This window comes from Micromonospora sp. CPCC 206171, assembly GCF_036906755.1.
Lineage (GTDB): Bacteria > Actinomycetota > Actinomycetes > Mycobacteriales > Micromonosporaceae > Micromonospora > Micromonospora purpureochromogenes.
Window position 1 is genome coordinate 107,120 of sequence record NZ_JBAKHT010000020.1, and the last position, 22,574, is coordinate 129,693.

Consider the following 22,574-nt stretch of genomic DNA (forward strand, 5'->3'; position numbering starts at 1 on the left):
CGGCCCGTCCGGGCTGGCCCGCGGGGTCCCCGACGGCGCAGGCTGGCCCGGTGACCGTCTTCTCCCTCCAGGCCACCCCCACCGACGCGGCGAGCTGGCTGGACCTGGCCCGCCGCGCCGAGGCCGCCGGCTTCGACGCGCTGCTCGCCGCCGACCACCCCGGAGCCGTGACGTCCCCGTTCGTGGCGCTGGCCGCCGCCGCGTCGGTGACCTCGACGATCGGCCTCGGCTCGTACGTGTCGAACCTCGGCGTCCGCGAGCCGATGCTGCTCGCCACCGACGTGGCCACCCTCGACCTGGTCTCCGGTGGCCGGGCCCGGCTCGGCGTCGGCGCCGGACACACCCCGGCCGAGTGGCGCGCCGTCGGCCGCGACCGCCCGGACGTCGCCGGTCGGGTACAACGCTGCGTGGCCGTCGCCGAGGCCGTCCGCGCCCTGCTCGACGGCGACGAGGTCACCGTGGACATCCCCGAGCTGACGGTGCGGGAGGCCCGGCTGACCGCGCCGCGCCCGGTGCAGGACCGGATTCCGCTGACCATGGGCACCGCCAACTCGACGCTGCTGCGCTGGGCCGGCGCGCACGCCGAGGTGGTCGGGCTGACCGGCTTCGGGCGTACCCTCGTCGACGGCCATGCCCACGACGTGCGCTGGCGGACCGACCAGATCGAGGCGCAGCTCGACCACGTCGCGGCCGGCGCGGCCGGTCGCGACGACCCGCCCGCGCTGGAGGCGCTGGTACAGAAGGTGGTGGTCACCGACGACGCGGAGGCCGCCGCGGCGGAGACCGCGCGCGACGTCGGCCTGACCGTCGCCGAGGTGCTGGCCACGCCGTTCGTGCTGATCGGGACGGCGGACGAGATCGTCGCGGCGGTCGCCGAACACCGCCGCCGCTGGGGCGTCACCCGTTTCGTGGTACGCCGGGACGCCCTCGAACCGCTGGCGCCGGTGCTCGCCCGGCTGTCCTGACCTGCGGCAGGATCGGCCGGGAGTCAGCGGCGAGCCGACTCCCGCCCGGGCGCCGCAGGTGTCGCCGCGCCGCTGTCGAGCTGATGACGTGGACGACTCACGATCGGCCGGCGCCGGCGTCGGCGCCGGACCCACCGGGGGCACGGGTGGTGCGGCCGTCGCGGTCGCCGCCATGGTCGACGAGGCGCGTGCCAGGGAGCCGCTCGTAGAACCGGATCTTCTCGCGGAGATGGGCGTACTGGCGGTCCAGCAGGCGCATCTGCTCCTCGACCCGGTCGGCGTGCCGCTCCAGCAGGGCCTGCCGTTGGCCGGCGGTGTGCTCACCGTCGCGGGCCAGCTCGGCGTACCGGCACATCTCGGCGATCGGCATGCCCGTGTCCCGCAGGCAGCGGAACAGCAGCAGCCAGCTCAGGTCGTCGTCGGTGAAGACCCGACGGCCGCCGGAGGTGCGGCCGATGTCGCTCAGCAGGCCGATCTTCTCGTAGTACCGGAGGGTGTCGAGGCTGAACCCGCTGCGGGTCGCCGCTTCCGAGGGGGTGTAGCCGCGCATGTCGCCATGCTAGGGCTTGACCTGGAGCGCGCTCCAGGTTGAAAGCTGACCGCATGACGATGACACGGACACTGGGCCGCAGCGGGATCGACGTCAGCGCCCTCGGCATGGGGTGCTGGGCGATCGGTGGACCGCTCTGGGGCCCGGGCGGAGAGCCGTTCGGCTGGGGCGAGGTGGACGACGACGAGTCGGTGCGCACCATCCACCGCGCCCTCGACCTCGGCGTCACGCTCTTCGACACGGCCAGCAACTACGGCGCCGGGCACAGCGAGCGGGTCCTCGGCCGCGCCCTCGCCGGCCGCCGCGACCGGGCGGTGATCGCCACCAAGTTCGGCAACCGCGCGGACGAGCGGACCCGCCGGTGGACCGGCGAGGACGGCAGCCCGGCCTACGCGGTGGCCAGCCTGGAGCAGTCGCTGCGCCGGCTCGGCACCGACCATGTCGACCTCTACCAACTGCACATCAACGCCCTGCCGGCGTCCGCCGCGCTCGACCTGGTCGACACCCTGGAGGGCCTGGTCGCCCAGGGCAAGATCCGCGCGTACGGCTGGAGCACCGACGACCCGGCGTCCGCGCGGTCGTTCGCCGAGGCCGGTCCGCACTGCGCGGCGATCCAGCACGACGAGTCGGTGTTCAAGGACAACGCCGAGCTGCTCACCGTCTGCGACGCGCTCGACCTGGCCAGTCTCAACCGGGGTCCGCTCGCCATGGGCCTGCTCACCGGCTCGACCCGGGCGGTGGGTGCGGACGACGTGCGCGGGAGGGCACCGGAGTGGCTGGTCTGGTTCACCGACGGCCGCCCGGCACCGGAGTGGACGGCCCGGCTCGCCGAGATCCGGGAGGCGCTCACCGCCGACGGTCGTACCCTCGCCCAGGGTGCGCTGGGGTGGCTGCTCGCCCGCAGCCCACGGACGGTGCCCATCCCGGGCTGCCGCACCGTCGCGCAGGCCGAGGAGAACTTCGGCACCCTCGCCCGCGGACCGCTGCCGGCTGAGGCGTTCGCCGAGGTGGAACGCCTGCTCAGCGATTTGCGCGCGGTTCCGGTCGCCTGATTCCGGGGGCGGCCCGCGACCCGGCGGATGGCCGGGTCGCGGGCCGGTCCCGACGAGCTGATCCGCAAACGGGCTGAACGCATCCGGACCCGCCCTCGTACCCGAAGATATGAGCATGCGGATCCTCATTGCCGGCGCGTCCGGCTTCCTCGGCACCCGGCTGGTCGACCGCCTCACCGCCGACGGGCACCAGGTGACCCGGCTGGTGCGACGGCCGCCGCGTACCCCCGACGAGCGACAGTGGAACCCGTCCGCCGCGCAGCTCGACCCGGCCGTGGTGGCCGAGGCCGACGCGGTGGTCAACCTGGCCGGCGCGGGCGTCGGCGACAAGCGCTGGAACGACGACTACCGGAAGCTGATCCGGTCCAGCCGGGTGGACACCACCACCACCCTGGCCATCGCCATCGCCGGTCTGCCGGCCACCGACCGGCCGATGGTGCTGCTCAACTCCTCCGCCGTCGGCTGGTACGGCAACACCGGTGACCGGGCGGTCGAGGAGGACTCGCCGGCCGGCGAGGGTTTCCTGGCCGACGTCTGCCGGGTCTGGGAGGCGGCGACCCGGCCGGCCGAGGACGCCGGGGTGCGGGTGGTACGGCTGCGCACCGGGCTGCCGCTGCACCGCGACGGCGGGTTGCTCAAGCCGCAGCTGCTGCCGTTCAAGTTGGGCGTCGCCGGGAAGCTGGGCAGCGGCCGGCAGTGGCTGCCGTGGATCTCGATGCGGGACTGGCTGGACGCCGCGCGATTCCTGCTCGACCGGGACGACATCGGCGGCCCGGTCAACGTGGTCGGTCCGGCCCCGGTCACCAACGCCGAGTTCACCCGGGAGCTGGCCCGCCAGCTGCACCGCCCGGCGATCATGCCGATCCCCGCCCTCGCCCTCAAGGTCGCCCTGGGCGGCTTCGCCCAGGAGGCCCTGACCAGCGCCCGCGTCCTGCCCGGCGTCCTGACGAAGGCCAAGTTCCCCTACACCCACCCCGACCTCCCCACCGCCCTGCACGCGGCGCTCACCGACTGACCCACGCCGGTGATCATGAAGTTGTTGCCCCGACCCGCCGGTGCGCGGGGCAACAACTTCATGATCGACGGGGTGGACGGGGGTCAGCAGCCGATGATCCAGTAGGAGGGGGCGGTCTGCTTGAGGGTGCTGGTGTTGAAGGTGTTGTACAGGCCCATGCGCTGGTTGCTGCCGAGGGCGTAGGCGTAGCCGCCGGACTGGTAGGCGCGGCCGGCGGTCACGTGGGCGTAGTTGCTGGCGGTGACGCAGGTGGGGGCGGTGGTCGGGGTCGGTGACGCGGTCGCGGTGGGGGTGGGGGTGACGCTGCCGCCGAGGCCGAAGAAGAGGGCGTCGCGGTAGGTCGAGCAGATGGTGTCCAGGAAGTACGAGGTCGCGGTGCCGCACTGGTCGGCGGCCGAGCCGGGGTCGACCGGCGTGCCGTGGCCCATGCCGGAGACCCGGTAGAGCCGGACGGCGTCGTTGCCGTACACCTCCAGGCTGGTGCCGCCGGTCAGCGACGCGGTGCTGGTCGGGGTCTGTGACACACCGAGCACATTGGTCCACTGGTCGCGGGACTCGGTGGCGTTCATCGGCACCACGGTGGTGTCCGAGGTGCCGTGCCAGATGGCGACCCGGGGGCGGCGGCCGGTGTAGCCGGAGTAGGCGTTGCGGACCAGGTCGCCCCAGGCCGCCGGGGTCTTGTCCACCCCGGTGTACTGGCAGGTGTTGGTCGACGCCGGCGGCGAGCAGCGGTACGGCAGTCCGGCGATGACCGAGCCGGCGGCGAAGACGTCCGGGTAGCTGGCGAGCATGACCGAGGTCATCGCCCCGCCGGCGGACAGCCCGCTGACGAAGATCCGGTTGCCGTCGAGGCCGTAGTTGGTCCTGGCGTGGTCGACCATCTGCTTGATCGACAGCGCCTCGCCCTGGCCCCGGCTGATGTCCCCCTCGACGAACCAGTTGAAGCAGCTCAGCGACTGGTTGGCGCTGGACTGCTGGGGCACGATCAGGGCGAACTTCCACTGGTCGGCGTACTTCTGCCAGCCGGAGTTGGCGAAGTAGCCGGCGGCGTTCTGGGTGCAGCCGTGCAGCAGCACCACGGCCGGCGCGTCGGCCGGCAGCCCGTCGGGGCGGTAGGCGTACATGGCGAGGTTGCCCGGGTTCGAGCCGAAGCCGGTGACCTGGGTCAGCGTGGCGGCCTGGGCGGGCACGGCGACCGCGACCAGGGCGGCCGCGGCGACGACGGCCCCGGCCAGCGCCCCGGCGAGCCGGGCGAGGACGGATGAGGAACGGTGCACGGCGACCTCCTGTTGCGGCGTGTGAACTGGGTCACCCCCGAGTTGCCGAGACGTTACGTCCGTGTTTCAGACCAGCGACATGGCCGCCGCTCACACATTCGTCGATGCCGATGTGGCGGTCGGGGGCCCGGCACCCCGGACCCCCGACCGACCCCTCAGCAGTTGCGCAGCTCCGGGCTCTGGTTACGGATCTGCGCCAGCGGCGAGACGAACTGCCGGTGGGCGTCGCCGCCGACCAGCGCCGGCGGGAAGGCCGCCACCCGGTGACAGTTCTGGAAGGCCAGCTTCACGTTGAAGTGCCGCTCCAGCCCGCCCCGGATGGCGTCGCTGGCCAGCGCGCGCAGCAACTGCCCGCGCTCGGCCTCCGACGGCGGCGGCACGGCGTGTTCGGCCATCCGGCCGCCGTCGGCCGCGCGCGCGGCGACGTCGGCGACCACCGACCAGGCGTACGGCAGGGACCGCCGGACACAGTCGACGAACTCCTCGTCGTCCACCCGGCCGGCCTCGGCCCGCTCCAACAGGGCGGTGGGTACGTCGAGAGACATGGTGCTCCTCCGATCTGCGCACTGACGCGCGATCTGCGCGATGGCGCGACTTCTGCAATTGGAAGTCATTTCCAACAAGTAATCAAGGTTCCGCGCCCGACCGGCTTTCGTGTCTGAGCGGTGCCACCAGATCCGGTTGGTAACGTCCGCTCCGTGCCGACCTCGCCGACCCTGGCCGCCGACCAGCCGCCCGCCGCCGCACCCGCCACCGGCCGGGGTCGCCGGGCCGATCTGAGCGTGCTGCTGGCCGCCGTGCTGCTGGCCGTCTGGGTGACCAGCGGCCTCTGGCGCGACCCGAGCAGCCGGGCGATCACGGTCAACTCCAGCGACCAGGCGCTCTTCGAGTGGCTGCTCGCCTTCGGCGGGCACGCGCTGACCCACGGGGAGAACCCGTTCTTCACCGACCTGGTCAACGTCCCGGACGGGGTGAACCTCGCGGTCAACACCTCGATCACCGTCTACGCGGCGGTCTTCGCCCCGCTGACGTACCTGATCGGGCCCCCGGCGACGTTCCTGGTGATCCTCACCCTCAACCTGGTCGCCACCGCGCTGGCCTGGTACTGGCTGCTCTCCCGGCACCTGGTCCGCAGCCGGCTGGCCGCCGGCGTCGGGGCGCTGTTCATCGCCTACTCCCCCGGAATGGTGTCGCACGCCAACGCGCACCTGAACTGGACCGCCGGCTGGCTGGTGCCCCTGCTGACCTGGGGGGTGTTCGCGCTGCGCCGACCCGGGCGCTGGCTGCGCAACGGCATCCTGCTCGGCGTGCTGGTCGCGGTCGCCTTCTCGATCGCCGCCGAGGGGCTCTTCTTCACCGCGCTGGCGCTCGCCGTCTTCCTCGCCGTCTGGGCGCTGCACCCGGCCCGCCGGGCCGAGGCGCGGGCGGCGCTGCCCACCTTCCTGCGCGGCCTCGGCGTCACCGCGCTGGTGGCGGGGGCGCTGCTGGCGTACCCGCTCTGGCTGCACTTCGCCGGCCCGCAGCGCTTCCACGGCACCGGCTTCGACGCCGTGATCCACTCCGAGGACATCGCCGCGTTCGGCGCGTACCCGCAGCGGTCGCTGGCCGGCGCGGCGGGCCTGGGCACCAACCTGGCACCCAACCCGACCGAGGAGAACTCCTTCTTCGGACTGCCGCTGCTGCTGCTCGCCGTGGCCTGCTTCGGGGCGCTGTGGCGGCGCGCCGACCCGGGCCGCCGGGCCACGCTGGCCGCGCTGGGCGGCACCGCCGGACTCTTCTCGGTGCTCTCCTGGGGGTCGCTGGCGAAGTGGGCGGGGCGGCGCACCGACCAACTGCTGCCGTTCGGCCTGCTGGACGGGCTGCCGGTGGTCAACGCCGCGCTGCCGTCCCGGCTGGCGCTGGTGGTCGCGCCGGTGATCGGACTGCTGCTGGCGTACACCGTCGACCAACTCCGGGCCGACCCGCCCCGGCGACGGCGCGTGGCGACGGCGTGGGCGGTCGGCTTCGCGGTCGCGCTGGTGCCGCTGCTCCCGACGCCGCTGGCGACCAGCGCCCGGCCGCCGGTGCCGGAGTTCATCACGGCCGGGACCTGGCGACAGCACGTCTCCCCCGGCGGGGTGCTCACCCCGCTGCCGCTGACCCTCGACGTGACGCCGGACGGGCAGCGCTGGCAGGCGTACGCGCTGGCGCACCGGCAGGGCGAGTTCCGCGTCCCGGCCGGCTTCTTCCTCGGCCCCGGCGGCCCGGACGGCCGGGGCCGGATCGGCCCGCCGCCGCGCACCTTCGACACGCTGATGGACCAGGCCGGCCGCACCGGCCTGGTGCCGATCGTCACCGAGGGCAGCATCCAGCTCTGCCTGGCCGACCTGCGGTACTGGGGCGTCGAGGCGGTGGTGCTGCCGGACGAGGTGCACGGGGCCAAGTACGACCTCGACGAGGACGCCCTGCGGCGTACCGCGACGGCCCTGCTCGGCCCCCCGCGGCGGGTCGACGACGTCTGGCTCTGGGAGGTCCCCGCCGCCCGACGCGACGAGGCTCACCCCCGGTGAGCCCCGATGGCGGGTCTAGGCTGGAGAGGTGACCGCGACGACTTCCGGCCTGACGGCCGTCCGCGCCGGCCTGCTCGACTACCAGGCCGCCTGGGACGAACAGCGCCGCCTCCACGAGTCGGTGGTGGCGGGCGGGCGCGGCGACACCGTGCTGCTGCTGGAGCACCCGAGCGTCTACACCGCCGGCAAGCGCACCGAGCCGTGGGACCGCCCGATGGACGGCACCCCGGTCGTCGACGTGGACCGCGGCGGCAAGATCACCTGGCACGGGCCGGGGCAGCTCGTCGGCTACCCGATCCTGCGCCTGCCGGACCCGGTGGACGTGGTCGCCTACGTGCGCCGCACCGAGCAGCTGCTGATCGACGTCTGCGCCGAGTTCGGGCTGGCCGCCGGCCGGGTCGAGGGGCGCAGCGGCGTCTGGGTGCCCGAGGACGACCGGGGTCCGGCCCGCAAGGTGGCCGCCATCGGCATCCGGGTGGCCCGCGGGGTGACCCTGCACGGCTTCTCGATCAACTGCGACTGCGACCTGACGCACTTCGACCGGATCGTGCCCTGCGGCATCCGGGACGCGGGCGTCACCTCGCTCACCGCCGAGCTGGGCCGACCGGTCAGCGTCGCCGACGTCCTCCCGGTGGTCGAGCGTCGCCTGCCCACCCTGCTCGGCTGAGCCGCGTGCACGTCGATCTCGTCACCGTCGTCGTCGCCGAGTACGACCCGGCGATCGCCTTCTTCACCGAGGTGCTCGGCTTCGACCTGGTCGAGGACAGCCCCTCGCTGACCACCGACGGGCGCCCCAAGCGCTGGGTCGTCGTCCGCCCGCCCGGGGCGCAGACCGGCCTGCTGCTCGCCCGCGCCGACTCCGAGCGCCAGGAGCGCGCCGTCGGCGACCAGGTCGCCGGCCGGGTCGGCTCCTTCCTCCAGGTCGACGACTTCGACGCGGTGCACCGGCGGATGGTCGACGCGGGCGTCGCGTTCGTGCGGCCGCCGCGCACCGAGCCGTACGGGCGGGTCGCCGTCTTCCGCGACATCGCCGGCAACCGCTGGGACCTGCTCGGCCCGGCCTAGCCGCGCCGCCCGACGGTCGTACCCCGGCTCTACGGTGGGGCGATGACGGACAACGACACCCCGTGGGAGCCGCCCCTCGCGGGCACCGAGGTCGCGCACCTGGTCGGCGCGCTGGACCGCCTGCGGACCACCTTCCGCTGGAAGGCCGACGACCTCGACGCGGCCGGGCTGCGGGCCCGGGTCGGCGCCTCCGCGCTGACCCTCGGCGGCCTGCTCAAGCACCTCGCCGTCGTGGAGGACCACATGTTCACCGTCAGGCTGAGCGGCGCGCCGCTGGGTCCGCCGTGGGACATCGCCACCTGGGACAGTCAGGCCTGGCCGTTCACCTCCGCCGCCGCCGACAGCCCGGACGAGCTCTACGCGCTCTGGGACGGCGCCGTCGCCCGGTCCCACGCGCGGCTGTCGGCGGCCCTCGCCGACGGCGGGCTCGACCAGCTCGTCCACGCCGCCGCCCCCGACGGCAGCCGGGCCAGTTTGCGCCGGCTCGTCTGCGACCTGATCGAGGAGTACGGCCGGCACACCGGCCACGCCGACCTGCTCCGCGAGGCGGTGGACGGGCTGACCGGCGAGGATCCACCGCCCGGGTGGCGCCCGCGAGCGGGGCAGCCGATCCCGGGCAGCTGACGCGGACGAGCCGACCCCGCCCGACCCGGGTCAGCCGATCGGCAGCCGGGTCAGCCAGTCCTGCCAGGCCTGCTCGGCGCGGGCCGGGTCCGGGTCGGCGGCGAAGAGGTGGTGCCCGAGCACCAGGACGTTGCCCCGGTCCGTGCCGGAGTGCAGGAACCGGTAGAGCGCGTCCGAGGTCCGTACCCCGAAGTAGGTCGGCAGACCGACGAGGTCGACCACCCCGTCGACCGGCGGCATTCCGGGCAGCTCGAGCCGGACCGGCTCACCCCCGGTGACCGGGCCGGTGAGCCCGAACGCCCCGGCCACGGCCGCCCAGACCTCATCCGGTTCGCCCGCCCCGGGCCGGAACGCCGCGACCGGGGTGCCGGCCCGGCCGGCGAAGTGCGCCAGGTACGCCGCCAGCGTCTCCAGGTACATGTCCCAACCGGTCCGCATGGCCTCGTACTCGGTCTCCCAGTTGTCCCCGAGGACGCCGCTCTGCACCAGCCGCAGCACGGTGCCACCCTGCTCGCGGCCCTCGATCAGGTACTCGATGGCCATGAAGGTGCCGTCCGGCCCCGGGTCGCTCCGGTACGCGAACCGCTTACCGGGCTCCCAGGCCGTCACGGTCGACTCGGCGACCTCGCCGGCCATGGTGAACCGGGTCCGGCCGCCCTCGCGGGGCTCGACCTCGCTGCGGCCCATGAACCAGGAGTCGATGCCCGGGCCGGTCGCGATCGCCGCCCACACCTGCTCCGGCGTGCCGGGCAGCGCGATGTCCTTGCCGAGTTCGAACGGGTGTCCCATGGTGGTGCCTCTCTCTGTGTGGTGCGCCGGAGTGGGTCGCGAGCGGAATTCAGTGGGCGCGGGGGCCGGGGTGCGGCGCCGGCGCGTGACGGTGGTCGTGCGGGCCCGGGCGACCGGGCAGCCCGGTCGACGGCGGGCCGGGGTGATCGTCAGGAGTCCTCGACTGCTGGGCCGGCCGAGAGGTCGACGCTGGGGTGCAGGGCGACGACCACCCGGTGCCGCCGGCCCCCGGGAGCCTGCTCGTCGTGGTACCGGCCGACCAGGCCGGCGACGGCGGCCGCCAACTCCTCGGCGAACGCGGCCCGGTCGGTCGCCGAGGCGAACCGGACGTCGGCGTCCACGGCGAAGGTGGCGACCCGCTTTCCGGCCCGGTCCGCGCCGGTGATCAGCGCGCCGACGTCCTGGACGAGCCGGGCGGCGAGCGCCAGCAGCCACCGCGCGGAAAGCCGGTCGGGCGCCTGGGCCGGATCCGGGCGCACGGCGGCGAGCGCGGCCGGCGAGATGACGTACGACGCCGCGGTGGCGCGCATGACCCGCTCGGTCACGTTGCCCTTGCGGCGCTCCTCGACCAGCTCGATCAGGCCGTGCTGCTCCAGCGCCCGAAGGTGGTAGTTGACCTTCTGGCGGGCCAGCCCGACCCGGGCGGCGAGCATCGTCGCCGAGGCCGGCTCGGCGAGCGCGGCGAGCAGCCGGGCGCGCACCGGGTCCAGCGACGCCTCGGCGGCCGCCGGGTCCTCGATCACTGCGATGTCGAACATGCGCCAAGCCTCGCACCGACAACATTTCTTGTCAAGACGAATCTAGTTGTCGGTACCGAAGCCGCGCCACCACGCTCCCCCGGGCGAGGGATTGAGCGGTCGCTCAACCGCCGATACCGTTCGTTGAGCGAGCGCTCAAAAAGGGAGGCTGACGTGCGGGGCATCTACGTGGAGACACTGATCGACGCGCCGGTGGAACGGCTCTGGCAGGCGACCCAGGACCCGACGGCGCACCGCCGCTGGGACGCGCGATTCGGCCGGATCGACCCGGTGCCGGGCAACACCCCCGCCCGGTTCCGGTACGCCACCACCGTGCTGCCCGGCGTGCGGATCGCCGGCCACGGCACACACGCCGGTGAGCGGCACCGCCCGGACGGCACCCGCACCTCGGCGCTGCGCTTCGGCTCCGACGACCCACGTTCGCTGATCGCCACCGGGTCCGGCTACTGGCGCTACCTGCCCGGGCCGGACGGCGTGCGGTTCCTGACCGGCTACACGTACGCCCCGCGCTGGGGGCTCGCCGGCCGGCTGGCCGATCTCGCCTTCCGGCCGCTGTTCGGCTGGGCGACCGCGTGGTCGTTCGACCGGCTGCGGCTCTGGCTGGAACGGGGCGTACCGCCCGAGCGCGCCCGGCGGCAGGCCTGGCGCGAGGTGGCCCTGCGGGCGCTCGCGGTGACCTGCGTCGGCGCGCTGGCCGCCCGGCTGGGCGCGGGAGGCGCGGGCCTCGCCGGCGCGGTGCTCGCCACGACGGCGGTGGCGCTGGCGGTGCCGCCCCACCCGCACACCCCGGCCGCCCGCCGGTGCCGACGCCGGCCGGCGGACCGCCTCGCCGCCCGGACACCGTCGCTGCTGGAGCAGCGGTGACCTCCGTCTTCCAGCGCGCCCTGGGCGCCGACTTCGACCGGCTGCACCCCCGACTGCGGCGCCGCTTCGGTGTCGACGGCCGTACCGACCTGGGCTGTGTGGGCACCGGCGTGATGGACCGGGTCTGGCGCGGTGCCGCCTTCACCGCGCCGTTCCTGCGGCTGGGCACCCTGCGGCACGTGCTGTTCCCGGAGACCGGCACCGGCGTGCCGTTCACCATCGAGAACTACGCCTACACCGACTCGTACCGCCGCCCGACGCTGACCTTCGTGCGTACCTTCGAGGTCGCCGCGCACCGCCGCCGCCGGTTCGACGCCACGATGGTCTGGAGCCCCCGGCGCGGCGTGCTGGTGGACTACCTGGGCACCCACCAGCACCTCGCGGTCGACCTGCACCTCGGCGTCGACGCCGCCGGGGGGCTGACGATCCGCAGCGGCGCCCAGCGCTTCCGCGGCGGGCTGCCCTGCCCGCCGGCGTTCAGCGGCGAGGCCCACCTGCGCGAGTGGTACGACGACCGGACCGGGCGGTTCCACATCGAGGTACGGGTCACCAACCGCCGCTTCGGGCCGCTGTTCGGGTACACGGGCAGCTTCACCGTCGACTACGTGCCGCCGGGCGGGGCGCCGGTGCCCGCCGCCGTGCGGCCGCTGCGGGAGAATCCCCGGGACTGACGGAGAGGATCCCCATGGCCGCCACCCGGCAGAAGCTGATCGACGGGGCGCTCGCGGCGATCCGGTCCCACGGCATCGCCGGCGCCTCGGCCCGCACCATCGCGGCGGCGGCCGGGGTCAACCAGGCCCTGGTCTTCTACCACTTCGGCACCGTCGACGCGCTGCTCGCCGAGGCGTGCCGCAGCGCGACGGCGGCCCGGGTGGCGGTCTACCGGGACCGGTTCGCCGAGGTCGGATCGCTGCGCGAGCTGCTCGACCTGGGGCGCGCCCTGCACGAGCAGGAACGCTCCGCGGGGAATGTCGCCGTACTGGCCCAGCTGCTGGCCGGGGCGCAGACCGACCGGGTGCTCGCGGAGGCCACGGCCGCCGCGCTCGGGCTCTGGACGGCCGAGATCGAGACGGTGCTGCGCCGGCTGCTGGGCGACTCGCCGGTCGCCCCGGTCGCCGACCCGGCCGGGCTGGCCCGCGCGATCTCCGCCGCCTTCGTCGGGCTGGAACTCTTCGAGGGCGTCGACCCGGCCGGCGCCCACGAGGCGTTCGACGCCCTGGGACGCCTCGCCGTCCTCATCGAGGTCGTCGAGGACCTCGGACCGCTGGCCCGTCGCACCCTGCGCGCCAGACTCCGCCCGCACACCTGACCCGCCCCGGCCCGGTCCCGATCGGACCGGGGCGGACCCGTCAGGGGGTGAGGCGGTGCAGGTCGCGGGGGAAGGCGGTCACCTCGCGGACGTTGGCGGCGCCGGTCAGCCGGGCGACGAAGCGCTCCAGGCCGATGGCGAAGCCGCCGTGCGGGGGCATGCCGTGCCGGAACGCGTCGACGTAGCCGGCGACCGGCTCGACCGGCTCGCCGCGTGCGGCCAGCGCCGCCAGGTAGTCGTCGTAGCGGTGCAGCCGCTGCCCGCCGGTCACCAGCTCCATCCCGCGGAAGAGCAGGTCGAAGCCGTTGGAGTACGTCGGCCGCTGCGGGTCCGGGTGGGTGTAGAAGGGCCGCTTCGCCATCGGGTACCCGGTGACGAAGAGGAAGTCCGAGCGGTGCTCGGCCCGCGCCCACTCCCCCAGCGCCCGCTCGTGGGCGGGGGCGAGGTCCGGTTCGTCGGCCGGCGCGCCGACGATCCGCAACGCCTCGGTGAAGTGCACCGCGGGGATCTCGGCCGGCACCTCGGGCAGCTCGATGCCGAGGGTCGCCACCGCCGCGCCGGCCCGGTCCGCCACGCCGGCCAGCATCCCGGCGAGGGTGGCGCGCAGCACCGCCATCACGTCCCGATGGTCGGCGACGAAGCCCAGCTCCACGTCGAGTGAGGTGTACTGGGCCAGGTGCCGGACGGTGTCGTGCGGCTCGGCCCGGAACACCGGGCCGACCTCGTAGACCCGCTCGAAGACGCCCACCATCAGCTGCTTGTAGAACTGCGGCGACTGCGCCAGGTACGCGGGCCGGCCGAACCAGTCCAGCGCGAAGACGTTCGCCCCGCTCTCGGTGGAGGAGCCGACCACCTTCGGGGTGTGGATCTCCACGAAGTCACGGGCGTCGAGGGTGGCCCGGAACCCGGCCACCGCCGCCGCCGAGATCCGCAGCGCCGCCGAGCGGGTCGGGTGCCGCAGCGCGGTGGGCGCGTGGTCGAGCTGGGTGGGCAGGGTCGCGGTCAGCGTCGGCCGGTACAGGTCGAACGGCGGCGGCACGGCGGCCGGGCCGAGTGGTCGTACCGTCGGGTCGGTCAGCTCGACCCCGGCGGGCGCCGTCGGGTTCGCGAGCACCGTGGCGGTGACCTCGACGACCGTCTCCTCGGTGAGCTTCTCCAGCGTGGCGCGGACGGCCGGGTCGGTGACCACGACCTGGCTCAGGCCGGCGGCGTCCCGCACGATCAGGAAGGCCACCGACTTGAGCAGCCGGCGGCGGTGGACCCAGCCGGCGATCCGGACGGTCCGCCCGACGTGGGCGGGGAGCTGGGTGGAGAGGATGCGTTGCACGGTGGTACCTCCTCGATCGATCGCAACGCGATCCCAGGGAGGTGTGGGCGAGCGGGAACCTCGCGGTGCCACCACACCTTCGCTCCCGCGGGCGGGGGCCTCGTTCGTCGCCTTTTCACCGGGGCCGGCCGGGCGGGCTCTACTGGGCGCGAACGCCGTTCTTCCCGCAGCTCAGGAGGGTCTTCGCGCCCCGGCGCCAGACCGCCTTCCAGCAACCGGCGGCTCTCTGCACTGGCGGGTCGGGGCCCTACTCGGCTCCGTCACAGCTCTGCGGCAGACGCTAGCACCACTGGCGGGACCGGTGTGACGCGGTTTTTCGGCCCCCGGTGTCCGGTGTCACAACATCTGCGGCGTGACGCCGGTCGCCCGCGGTTCATCGACCGCCACCGCCGGGCGTAGTCTCGGTTTCGTGACGATCGAGCACTCCACGCCGACGACCGAGCAGGCCGGCCGTACCGCGACTGCCGCACCTGAGGGGCGGCGGCTGCTGCGGATCGAGGCCCGCAACGCCGAGACGCCGATCGAGCGCAAGCCGCCGTGGATCAAGGTCAAGGCCAAGATGGGCCCGGAGTACACCCAGCTGCGCGGCCTGGTCTCGCGCGAGGGGCTGCACACCGTCTGCCAGGAGGCCGGCTGCCCCAACATCTACGAGTGCTGGGAGGACCGCGAGGCCACCTTCCTCATCGGCGGTGACCAGTGCACCCGGCGGTGCGACTTCTGCCAGATCGACACGGGCAAGCCGGCCGAGTTCGACGCCGACGAGCCGCGTCGGGTCGCCGAGTCGGTAGCGGCGATGGGGCTGCGCTACGCCACCATCACCGGCGTCGCCCGCGACGACCTGCCCGACGGCGGGGCCTGGCTCTACGCCGAGACCGTCCGGCAGATCCACGCCCTGCAGTCCGGCTGCGGCGTCGAGCTGCTGATCCCCGACTTCAACGCGGTCCCCGAGCAGCTCGCCGAGGTGTTCAGCTCCCGCCCCGAGGTGCTGGCGCACAACGTCGAGACGGTGCCGCGGATCTTCAAGCGGATCCGGCCGGCGTTCCGCTACGAGCGCTCGCTGGACGTGATCCGCCAGGCCCGCGCCGACGGCCTGGTCACCAAGAGCAACCTGATCCTGGGCATGGGCGAGGAGCGCGCCGAGGTCTCCCAGGCGCTGCGCGACCTGCACGAGGCGGGCTGCGAGCTGATCACCATCACCCAGTACCTGCGCCCCTCCCCCCGGCACCACCCGGTCACCCGCTGGGTCAAGCCGGAGGAGTTCGTCGAGCTGCGCGAGGAGGCCGAGGAGATCGGCTTCGCCGGCGTGATGAGCGGCCCGCTGGTGCGCTCGTCGTACCGGGCCGGGCGGCTCTACAAGCAGGCGCTGGAGGCCCGCGAGGGCGTCACCGCCGCCGGCTGAGGCCGGCCGACGGCCGCGTCGCCGGCCGCCGGCCCCGGTCCGGATGCCATGATCGCAGGCATGACCACCGGGGTACGCCAGGCGGCGCGCGACACCACCCGCCCGCGCGCGTCCCGCTGGCCCGCGCCGGTGGTGCTCGCCCTGCTGGTCGGCCTGGCCGGGGTGGCGTACCGGCTCGCGTTGCTGCTCGGCGACACCCCGCGCACCAACAGCGACGAGGCGACCATGGGGCTCGCCGCGCTGCACATCGCCCGCGGCGAGGACTTCCCGGTCTTCTTCTACGGGCAGGCGTACATGGGTGCGGTGGAGGCGTACCTGGCCGCGCCGCTGGTCGCGCTGGCCGGGCCCTCGGTGCTCGCGCTGCGGCTGCCGCTGCTCGCCCTGTACGCGCTCTTCCTGCTGCTGAGCTGGCGGCTGACCCGACGCCTCGGCGGGGACCGCTGGTTCGCGCTGCTGGTGGTCGGGCTGCTGGCGCTGGGCGCCGACCGGATCGTCAAGAACCAGCTCATCGCCGGGGGCGGCTATCCCGAGCTGAACCCGATCGGGGCGGGCCTGGCCCTGCTGACCCTCGACCTGGTCACCGGCCGGCCGGCGGGACGCCGGTGGCGCCTCGCCGGGTTCGGCTTCCTCGCCGGGTTGACCGTCTGGGTCGACCCGCTGCTGCTGCCGTACGTGCTGGCGCTCGGGACGGTGCTCGTCGCCACCGCCGGGCGGGACCTGCGCGGGCACGCCGCCGCGCTGCTGGCCGGGGCCGCGCTGCTGGGGGCCGCGCCGCTGCTCGGGTACGGCGTGGCGCACGGCCGCAACCCACTGTCCGCGGTCTTCGCCGCCGGCGGCGGGGACGCGGCGGCGAGCTGGGCGGACCGGCTGCACGGCGGGCTGGTGCTCGGGCCGGCGCTGGGCATGGGCCTCTGCTCCCCGGGGCACTGCGCGACCTGGCAGCTCTGGTGGGCGCTCGCCCTGCCGGTGCTGCTGGTGCTGGCGGTGCTGTCGGCCTGGCGGACGTGGCGGGCCGCCAGCGTGCGGGCAGTGCGGGCCGACGGCGCTGGGGCGGTGCGGGCTGACGACGCTCGGGCGGTGCGGGCTGACAGCGTTAGGGCGGTGCGGGCCGGCGCGGCGATCCGGCTCGCGCTGCTGGCCGGGGCGGTGGGCACGCTGGCGGCGTACACGGTCAGCAGCGCCGCCGGGCGGACCCCGGTGGAGAGTTCCCGCTACCTGTCCTGCCTGGCCATCTCGCTCCCGGCGCTGCTCTGGCCGCTGTGGACCGTGGCGCGGCGACGCGGTCCGGTCGACCTCCCTCGGCTCGCGGCCGTCGGCGCGCTGGTCGCCCTGCTCGGCACCGCCACGGTCGCCACCGCCGGCGCGCTGGCCACCGTGCCCACGAACCGGGCGGAGGCGCAGCGGCACCGCGCGCTGGTGGAAGCGCTGCGCGAGCGGGGCGTCCGCCACGTGTACGGCGAGTACTGGACCTGCAACCGGCTCACCTTCGCCACCGGCGAGAAGATCGTCTGCGCGGTGCTCGACGAGAGGCTGCGCCCCGGCCTCGACCGGCTGCCCGCCTACCCCCGGGCGGTCCGCGAGTCACCGGCCCCGGCCTACGTCGCCCCGGTCGGCTCCCCCCTCGCCCGAAGCCTCGACGACTCCCCGCCCCCCGCCCGGCAGGCGCTCACGGTGGACGGCTGGCGCATCTGGCTCCTTCACCCCTGAACCGCGGGCCCGTCACCCGACCCACCCACCTCCGCCGGCCCGCGCCCCGCCGTGCCTGCCCTCACCCGCGCCCCTCCCCCAACGCCGCCTCCCCGCGCCACACCACCCGAGGCCCGCCCCCGCACGCGCGCCCCCACAGGCCCGCCCGCCAGGGGCGCACTTTCAGAGAAAGAGTGGCCTCGCGGGGCGGAATAGCCACTCTTTCCGTGAAAGTGCGCGCCGGGGCGCGGGCGAGGGCGGGTGGGTGGGTGGGTGGGGGACGGAGGGGTGGGGTCAGCGCGGGGGGTGGAGGAGGTTGAGGCGGTGGGCTAGGGCGGCGGCCTCGACCCGGTTGGTGACGTCCAGCTTGGCGATGATCCGCGAGACGTGCACGCTCGCCGTCTTCGGCGAGATGAAGAGCTGCTCGGCGATCCGGCTGTTGCTGTGCCCCTCGGCGACCAGCCGCAGCACCTCCTGTTCCCGGGAGGTGAGCAGGTCCGCGCCGGGGCGGCCCCGGCTCGCCCCGCGCAGGCCGACCCGGCGGGCCAGGGTGGCGGCCTGCTCGGCCAGCGGCGTCGCGCCCAACCGCTGGGCGATCCCGGCGGCCTCCGCCACCGCCTCGGCGACCTCGTCCCGCTCCCCCGCCGACGCGGCTGCCTCGGCCAGCGCCAGCAGGGCCCGCCCCAGCGGGTACGGCTGGCCGTCCACCCGCCACGCCCGCACCGCCGTACGCCAGGCGGGCAGCGCGCGACCGCCGGCCGTCAGCAGCGCGGCGACCTGGGCCGCGTGGGCCTGCTCGGCGGGCTGCCGGACGGGCAGCTCGGCGGCGAGCGCGGTGACCGCCGCGGCCAACTCCCGGTCCTCGACCCGGGCGGCGGTGCGGGCGGCGGCGCTGAGCACCGGCCACCCCTCGCGGGGCAGGTGCGGCAGGCGGTCGTCGGCCAGCGCGGCGCGGGCCGCCCGGACCGCCTCGACCTTGTCGTCGGCCGCCAGCGCCGCCTCGATCCGCAGTTCGTGCAGGGGCAGCCGGTGGTTCGGCCACAGGTACGGCCGGGCGAGGAAGCCCAACGCGCGGCCGACCAGCTCGTCGGCGGCCGGGTGGGCCCGGGCCAGCCGCAGCCCGGCGCGCAGCTGGAGCCAGTGCAGGCCGGAGACGCCGGGCGGGTCGATCCTGGCGGCGTCGGCGCAGGCCGCGTCGGCCTCGTCCCAGCGGCCCAGGGCGAGCAGCGCCTCGGCCTGGTTGGACAGCAGGTACGCCCCCGTGGAGCGGCTGATCCCGACCCGTCGTGCCTCGCTCACCCCGGCGGCGGCCGCGTCGGCGGACTCGGCGTACCGACCGAGCTCGAAGAGCACGTCGGAGAGGTGGACCAGCGCGCTGACCAGCGCCGGCGCGTTCCCGGCGACGCGTGCCAGCCCCTCGGCCCGGCGCAGCTCGGCCAGGCCGAGGTCCGGGGCCCGATCGGTGCGGCAGAGCATGGCGATCCGGGTGGGCAGCAGGGCGAGGTCCTCGCCGACCGCCTCGGCGACCGTGCGCGCCTCGGCGGCGACCGCCGCAGCCAGCTGCGGATCGATCTTCACCAGGTGCGCGGCGATGTCGGCGAGCAGTCGGACCCGCTCCGGTCCGTCCGGCACCCCGCCCGCCAGCCGGTACGCCTCGCGCAGCTCGGCGCTGCCGTCGCTCTTGCCGAGCAGGGCGAGCAGCCGTCCGCGCTGGTCCAGCAGCCGGGCGGCGCGCAGCGGCGCGGCGTCGGCGTCCACCTCGGCCAGCGCGGCCCGGGTGAGGGTGAGCGCCCGGCTGTAGTCGCCGGCCGTGGTGGCGGCGTCCAGGGTCTCCTCCAGCACCGCCAGGTGGTCCATCCCGAGCCGGTCGGCGGCGTCGGGCACCAGCTCCCACAGCTCCAGCACCCGTTCCAGCAGCCGGCTCTGCTCCGCGTACGCGTACCGGTCGGCGGCGGCACAGGCCGCCGCGCGCGCGGTGACCAGGGCGCGGGGGTGGTCGTGGGCGGCGTACCAGTGGTGGGCCAGCTCGGCCGGGGCGCGGCCGGCGGCGACCAGCTGCGGCTGCGCCTCGATGGCGGCGGCGTACCGGGCGTGCAGCCGCGCGTGCTCGCCGGGCAGCAGCTCGTCGTGGACGGCCTCGCGGACCAGGGCGTGCCGGAACTCGTAATCGCCGTCCGGGTCGGCGACGACCAGTTGGGCGGCGACGGCGGCGCGCAGCGCGTCCTCCAGCTCGGACTCGGGCAGGCCGGCGACCTCGGCGAGGAGCTGGTGCGCGAAGCGGGTACCGCCGGCGGCGGCGATGCGCAGCACCCGTTGCGCGGCGTCGGGGAGCCGGTCGACCCGGGCCAGCAGCAGGTCGCGCAGGGTCTCCGGCAGGGTGGCGCAGCCGACCGGGTCGCCGGCCGCGGCCAACTCCTCGATGAAGAACGGGTTGCCCTGGGTACGTTCGTGGACGTCGTCGACGGCCCGCGCGGCCGGCTCGGCGCCGAGGATGTCGGCGAGGATCGCGGCGGTGCCGTCCCGGTCGAGGCGGCCCAGCTCGATCCGCTCGACGCTGCGGGACCGGTCCAGCTCGGCCAGGAACGGCCGCAGCGGGTGGCCCCGGTGCAGCTCGTCGGTGCGGTACGTGCAGACCAGCAGCAGCCGGGCGGTGCGGGCGGCCCGGACCAGGAAGCCGATCAGGTCGCGGGTGGACCGGTCGGCCCAGTGCAGGTCCTCGATCACCAGCACCAGCGGCTGGTCGGCGGCGAGCCGGTGGAACAGCTCCCCGACCAGGTCGAACAGGTAGCCCCGGGGAGCGTCGGAGAGGGCCGGCCCGGCCGGCGCGGCGACGGCGGCCGGTCCCCGACCCAGCTCGGGCAGCAGGCGGGCGAACTCCGGCTCGTACCCGTCGAAGACGCCGGGACCGTCGCGGCGCAGCACCTCGCGCAGCGCGGCGGCGAACGGCGCGAAGGGCAGGCCGGCCTCGCCCAGCTCCAGGCACTGGCCGACCAGCAGCCGGGCGCCGGCGGCGCCGGCCAGCCCGCCGAACTCCTCCAGCAGCCGGGTCTTGCCGACGCCGGCCTCGCCGCCGACCAGGACGGTGGTGGGTTGCCCGGCCCGGGCGCGGGCCAGGGCGGTGCGCAGCGACCCGACCTCGCCCTGGCGGCCGACGAGGACGGTGCTGGCGGCGCGTACGGTCACGGCACCGAGCATGCCACGCCCGCCGCCGGCACCGGCCCCACCGACCGGGCGGTCCGGGACCGCCACCGCGGTGGGGCCGGTGGTCGCCGCCGCAGCGGCGGGGCCGGTGATCGCCGCCACCCCGGCGGGGCCGGTCGCCGCCGCAGCGGCGGTGGCCACGGTCGTCACCGGCGAGCGGCGTCGGTGCGGCCCGGGCGGTTGCGGCGGCTCAGCCAGCTACGGCCGTGCCGGCGCGGCAGGGACCGGGCGAGCCGGGCCGCCTCGGCGTCGGCCTGGAGCTCGGCGGCGTGGCTGCGGTGGATGGAGAGGAGGAAGTCTGCGTCGTTGCCGAACATGTCGGGCTCCTTCGGGGTCGTCGTTCGCTGATGTCGACTTTCCGCGCGAAGGTGCCCCCGGGGCATGGGTGCGATGCCTGATCTTCGGTCGGCCGGCCTCCTTACCGGGGCCGGAAACGCCCGCTGAGGCGGCGTAAGGTACTCAGCCGGCCGCGGATCATTCGCGCCGGCGGGGACCACTAGACTCTGGGGCATGGCAAAGCCCCAGGAGAAGGTCTCGTTCGGCCAGCGGCTGAAGCAGATCGGGATGGTGTTCCAGTTCACCGCCAAGCAGGACAGGTGGTTCGCGCCGCTGACCGCTGCGGCGGTGCTGATCCCGCTCGCGCTCACCGTGGTCGCGGTGATCCTCTGGGGTTGGCTCTGGCTGCCGGTGGGCATCCTGATCACCCTGCTCGCCGTGCTGATCGTGCTCAACCTGCGGTCGAACAAGGCGATGATGAACGCGGCCGAGGGGCAGCCCGGCGCGGCGGCGCAGATCATGGAGAGCATGCGCGGCGACTGGCGGGTCACCCCGGCGGTCAGCTCCACCACCCAGATGGACATGGTCCACCTGGTGATCGGCCGCCCCGGCGTGATCCTGCTGGCCGAGGGGAACCCGCAGCGGGTGCGCGGGCTGCTCGGCCAGGAGAAGCGCCGGCTGGCCAAGGTGATCGGCTCGGCGCCGCTCTACGACTACGTGATCGGCCAGGGCGAGGGTGAACTGCCGATCCGCAAGCTGCGGATGACCCTGATGCGACTGCCGCGCAACCTGCAGGGCAAGGACGTCAACGCCCTGGACAAGCGGCTCAAGGCGCTCACCGCCCGCCCGCAGATGCCCAAGGGCGCGATCCCGAAGAACATGCGGCCGCCGCGCGCGTTCCGCCAGACGCGGGGCCGCTGACCCCCGACGTACGCGAAGAGCCGGGCCCCGTCGGGGCCCGGCTCTTTCGTGCAGGGCGTGATCCCCGTTTCGCCGATCCGGCGGCATCCGGACGACCGGGACCGCCCATGTCGGCGACCTTGAGTCGATCATGTCCCCGGAATCGGCCGGAGGGCGCGTCAGGGGCGGGTGGGGCGGGGCGCGTCGGCGATCACCGAGCCGGTGAGCCGGTCGTGCAGGCCGCGGCGGTGCTCGTCCATGATCAGCGCGGGCACCACCAGGGCGAGCAGCAGGCCCCGCAGCAGCGCCCGGCCCAGCCCGATCCGGCCGCCGTCGGCCCAGCCGAGGCAGCGCACCTTGGTGATGAACATGCCGGGGGTCTGCGCGAAGAGGCCGAGGAAGAAGCCGTACTCCAGGATCAGCACCAGCGGTGGGGCCCACCCGTCGCTGACCGGGTCGGCGAAGCCGCGGGCGACCAGCAGGCAGAGCACCCAGTCGATCACCAGGGCACCGAACCGGCGGCCGAGGCTCGGCGGGGTGAAGGACGGGTCGGCGGCGGGCGGCACCGGTGCCGCGGCGGGCGGGTTGGTCACGACGGTCAAGGGTAGTCAGCGCCCCGCCGGCGGCGGCCGGGGTGGGCGGCGGACGCCGGATCGGCACCGAGTGCAGAATCGGGCCAACCGCATCAATTAGCTATACACCCTCCCAGCGGGTATCGTCCGAACGGTGACCCGCCGAAGGCCGAGCGGCGCCGATGACGCTCCGCGAGCGACGTAACACGGCGGAAACAGAGGAGACACGGCCGGGCAACCGCGCGGCCATAGCGTCGTCAGTGCCCAGCCACCGGAGTGGACGTGCCAGGAGGACGTGTGTTTGCCAATCCCGAGGAACTCCTGCGATACCTCAAGAACGAGGACGTGAAGTTCGTCGACGTACGTTTCTGTGACCTGCCCGGCGTGATGCAGCAC

The 22,574-nt window shown here is 74.9% G+C and carries 22 protein-coding genes; 13 read left to right on the plus strand and 9 right to left on the minus strand.

The window, feature by feature from the left end:
* Positions 1–50: 50 nt before the first annotated feature.
* Positions 51–965 carry an LLM class flavin-dependent oxidoreductase gene (locus V6U89_RS21860; protein WP_334573205.1) on the plus strand — a complete coding sequence of 305 codons (915 nt, stop codon included), beginning with the start codon at positions 51–53 and terminating at the stop codon, positions 963–965.
* A 97-nt stretch (positions 966–1,062) separates the two neighbouring features.
* Here the strand turns inward: V6U89_RS21860 and V6U89_RS21865 are convergent, their stop codons facing one another.
* Entirely contained in the window at positions 1,063–1,515 is a 453-nt protein-coding gene (locus tag V6U89_RS21865; protein WP_334573206.1) for a MerR family transcriptional regulator, read from the minus strand.
* A gap of 53 nt (positions 1,516–1,568) precedes the next feature.
* On the opposite strand from V6U89_RS21865, the gene V6U89_RS21870 reads away from it, so the two are divergent.
* Positions 1,569–2,567 carry an aldo/keto reductase gene (locus tag V6U89_RS21870; RefSeq protein ID WP_334573207.1) on the plus strand — a complete coding sequence of 333 codons (999 nt, stop codon included), beginning with the start codon at positions 1,569–1,571 and terminating at the stop codon, positions 2,565–2,567.
* A gap of 115 nt (positions 2,568–2,682) precedes the next feature.
* A complete protein-coding gene (locus V6U89_RS21875; RefSeq protein ID WP_334573208.1) occupies positions 2,683–3,582 on the plus strand; it encodes a TIGR01777 family oxidoreductase in 900 nt (299 codons plus the stop codon).
* Between the two features lie 83 nt (positions 3,583–3,665).
* Here V6U89_RS21875 and V6U89_RS21880 read toward each other — a convergent pair whose 3' ends face one another.
* Both V6U89_RS21880 and V6U89_RS21885 read right to left on the minus strand, forming a co-directional pair.
* Positions 3,666–4,859 (minus strand): extracellular catalytic domain type 1 short-chain-length polyhydroxyalkanoate depolymerase, encoded by a 1,194-nt coding sequence (locus V6U89_RS21880; RefSeq protein ID WP_334573209.1) that lies wholly within the window; start codon positions 4,857–4,859, stop codon positions 3,666–3,668.
* A 155-nt stretch (positions 4,860–5,014) separates the two neighbouring features.
* Positions 5,015–5,404 carry an SCO5389 family protein gene (locus V6U89_RS21885; protein WP_334573210.1) on the minus strand — a complete coding sequence of 130 codons (390 nt, stop codon included), beginning with the start codon at positions 5,402–5,404 and terminating at the stop codon, positions 5,015–5,017.
* A 153-nt stretch (positions 5,405–5,557) separates the two neighbouring features.
* On the opposite strand from V6U89_RS21885, the gene V6U89_RS21890 reads away from it, so the two are divergent.
* Genes V6U89_RS21890 through V6U89_RS21905 form a run of 4 tightly spaced genes read left to right on the plus strand, consistent with a single transcriptional unit; the run spans position 5,558 to position 9,097 of the window.
* Positions 5,558–7,408, plus strand: coding sequence for a DUF2079 domain-containing protein (locus tag V6U89_RS21890; protein WP_334573211.1), 1,851 nt, complete (start codon positions 5,558–5,560; stop codon positions 7,406–7,408).
* Positions 7,409–7,436: 28 nt separating this feature from the next.
* Positions 7,437–8,075, plus strand: a complete 639-nt coding sequence (gene lipB / locus V6U89_RS21895) for a lipoyl(octanoyl) transferase LipB (protein ID WP_334573212.1) — start codon at positions 7,437–7,439, stop codon at positions 8,073–8,075.
* A gap of 5 nt (positions 8,076–8,080) precedes the next feature.
* Positions 8,081–8,473, plus strand: coding sequence for a VOC family protein (locus V6U89_RS21900; RefSeq protein ID WP_334573213.1), 393 nt, complete (start codon positions 8,081–8,083; stop codon positions 8,471–8,473).
* Positions 8,474–8,515: 42 nt separating this feature from the next.
* Positions 8,516–9,097 carry a mycothiol transferase gene (locus V6U89_RS21905; RefSeq protein WP_334573214.1) on the plus strand — a complete coding sequence of 194 codons (582 nt, stop codon included), beginning with the start codon at positions 8,516–8,518 and terminating at the stop codon, positions 9,095–9,097.
* A gap of 30 nt (positions 9,098–9,127) precedes the next feature.
* Here V6U89_RS21905 and V6U89_RS21910 read toward each other — a convergent pair whose 3' ends face one another.
* Both V6U89_RS21910 and V6U89_RS21915 read right to left on the minus strand, forming a co-directional pair.
* Positions 9,128–9,886, minus strand: coding sequence for an SRPBCC family protein (locus V6U89_RS21910; protein WP_334573215.1), 759 nt, complete (start codon positions 9,884–9,886; stop codon positions 9,128–9,130).
* A gap of 149 nt (positions 9,887–10,035) precedes the next feature.
* Positions 10,036–10,644 (minus strand): ArsR/SmtB family transcription factor, encoded by a 609-nt coding sequence (locus V6U89_RS21915; protein ID WP_334573216.1) that lies wholly within the window; start codon positions 10,642–10,644, stop codon positions 10,036–10,038.
* Between the two features lie 153 nt (positions 10,645–10,797).
* On the opposite strand from V6U89_RS21915, the gene V6U89_RS21920 reads away from it, so the two are divergent.
* Genes V6U89_RS21920 through V6U89_RS21930 form a run of 3 tightly spaced genes read left to right on the plus strand, consistent with a single transcriptional unit; the run spans position 10,798 to position 12,817 of the window.
* Complete coding sequence (locus V6U89_RS21920) at positions 10,798–11,508, plus strand: SRPBCC family protein (RefSeq protein WP_334573217.1); 711 nt, start codon at positions 10,798–10,800, stop codon at positions 11,506–11,508.
* A complete protein-coding gene (locus V6U89_RS21925; RefSeq protein ID WP_334573218.1) occupies positions 11,505–12,179 on the plus strand; it encodes a DUF4166 domain-containing protein in 675 nt (224 codons plus the stop codon). Before V6U89_RS21920 ends, V6U89_RS21925 begins: the two co-directional genes overlap by 4 nt.
* Positions 12,180–12,193: 14 nt before the next feature.
* Positions 12,194–12,817: a TetR/AcrR family transcriptional regulator gene (locus V6U89_RS21930; RefSeq protein WP_334573219.1), complete on the plus strand. Its 624-nt coding sequence runs from the start codon at positions 12,194–12,196 to the stop codon at positions 12,815–12,817.
* A gap of 40 nt (positions 12,818–12,857) precedes the next feature.
* Here the strand turns inward: V6U89_RS21930 and aspS are convergent, their stop codons facing one another.
* Positions 12,858–14,144: an aspartate--tRNA(Asn) ligase gene (gene aspS / locus V6U89_RS21935; protein ID WP_334573220.1), complete on the minus strand. Its 1,287-nt coding sequence runs from the start codon at positions 14,142–14,144 to the stop codon at positions 12,858–12,860.
* A 409-nt stretch (positions 14,145–14,553) separates the two neighbouring features.
* On the opposite strand from aspS, the gene lipA reads away from it, so the two are divergent.
* Together lipA and V6U89_RS21945 are read left to right on the plus strand one after the other, a co-directional pair.
* A complete protein-coding gene (gene lipA, locus V6U89_RS21940; protein ID WP_088960998.1) occupies positions 14,554–15,543 on the plus strand; it encodes a lipoyl synthase in 990 nt (329 codons plus the stop codon).
* 60 nt (positions 15,544–15,603) lie between these two features.
* Complete coding sequence (locus V6U89_RS21945) at positions 15,604–17,250, plus strand: hypothetical protein (protein WP_334573221.1); 1,647 nt, start codon at positions 15,604–15,606, stop codon at positions 17,248–17,250.
* A gap of 273 nt (positions 17,251–17,523) precedes the next feature.
* On the opposite strand, the gene V6U89_RS21950 is transcribed toward V6U89_RS21945, so the two are convergent.
* Positions 17,524–20,571 carry a helix-turn-helix transcriptional regulator gene (locus tag V6U89_RS21950; protein ID WP_334573222.1) on the minus strand — a complete coding sequence of 1,016 codons (3,048 nt, stop codon included), beginning with the start codon at positions 20,569–20,571 and terminating at the stop codon, positions 17,524–17,526.
* A 5-nt stretch (positions 20,572–20,576) separates the two neighbouring features.
* Complete coding sequence (locus tag V6U89_RS21955) at positions 20,577–20,747, minus strand: hypothetical protein (RefSeq protein WP_334573223.1); 171 nt, start codon at positions 20,745–20,747, stop codon at positions 20,577–20,579.
* Positions 20,748–20,940: 193 nt separating this feature from the next.
* On the opposite strand from V6U89_RS21955, the gene V6U89_RS21960 reads away from it, so the two are divergent.
* Positions 20,941–21,627 carry a DUF4191 domain-containing protein gene (locus V6U89_RS21960; protein WP_334573224.1) on the plus strand — a complete coding sequence of 229 codons (687 nt, stop codon included), beginning with the start codon at positions 20,941–20,943 and terminating at the stop codon, positions 21,625–21,627.
* 158 nt (positions 21,628–21,785) lie between these two features.
* On the opposite strand, the gene V6U89_RS21965 is transcribed toward V6U89_RS21960, so the two are convergent.
* Positions 21,786–22,199 (minus strand): RDD family protein, encoded by a 414-nt coding sequence (locus V6U89_RS21965; protein ID WP_442933968.1) that lies wholly within the window; start codon positions 22,197–22,199, stop codon positions 21,786–21,788.
* Positions 22,200–22,574 lie beyond the last annotated feature (375 nt).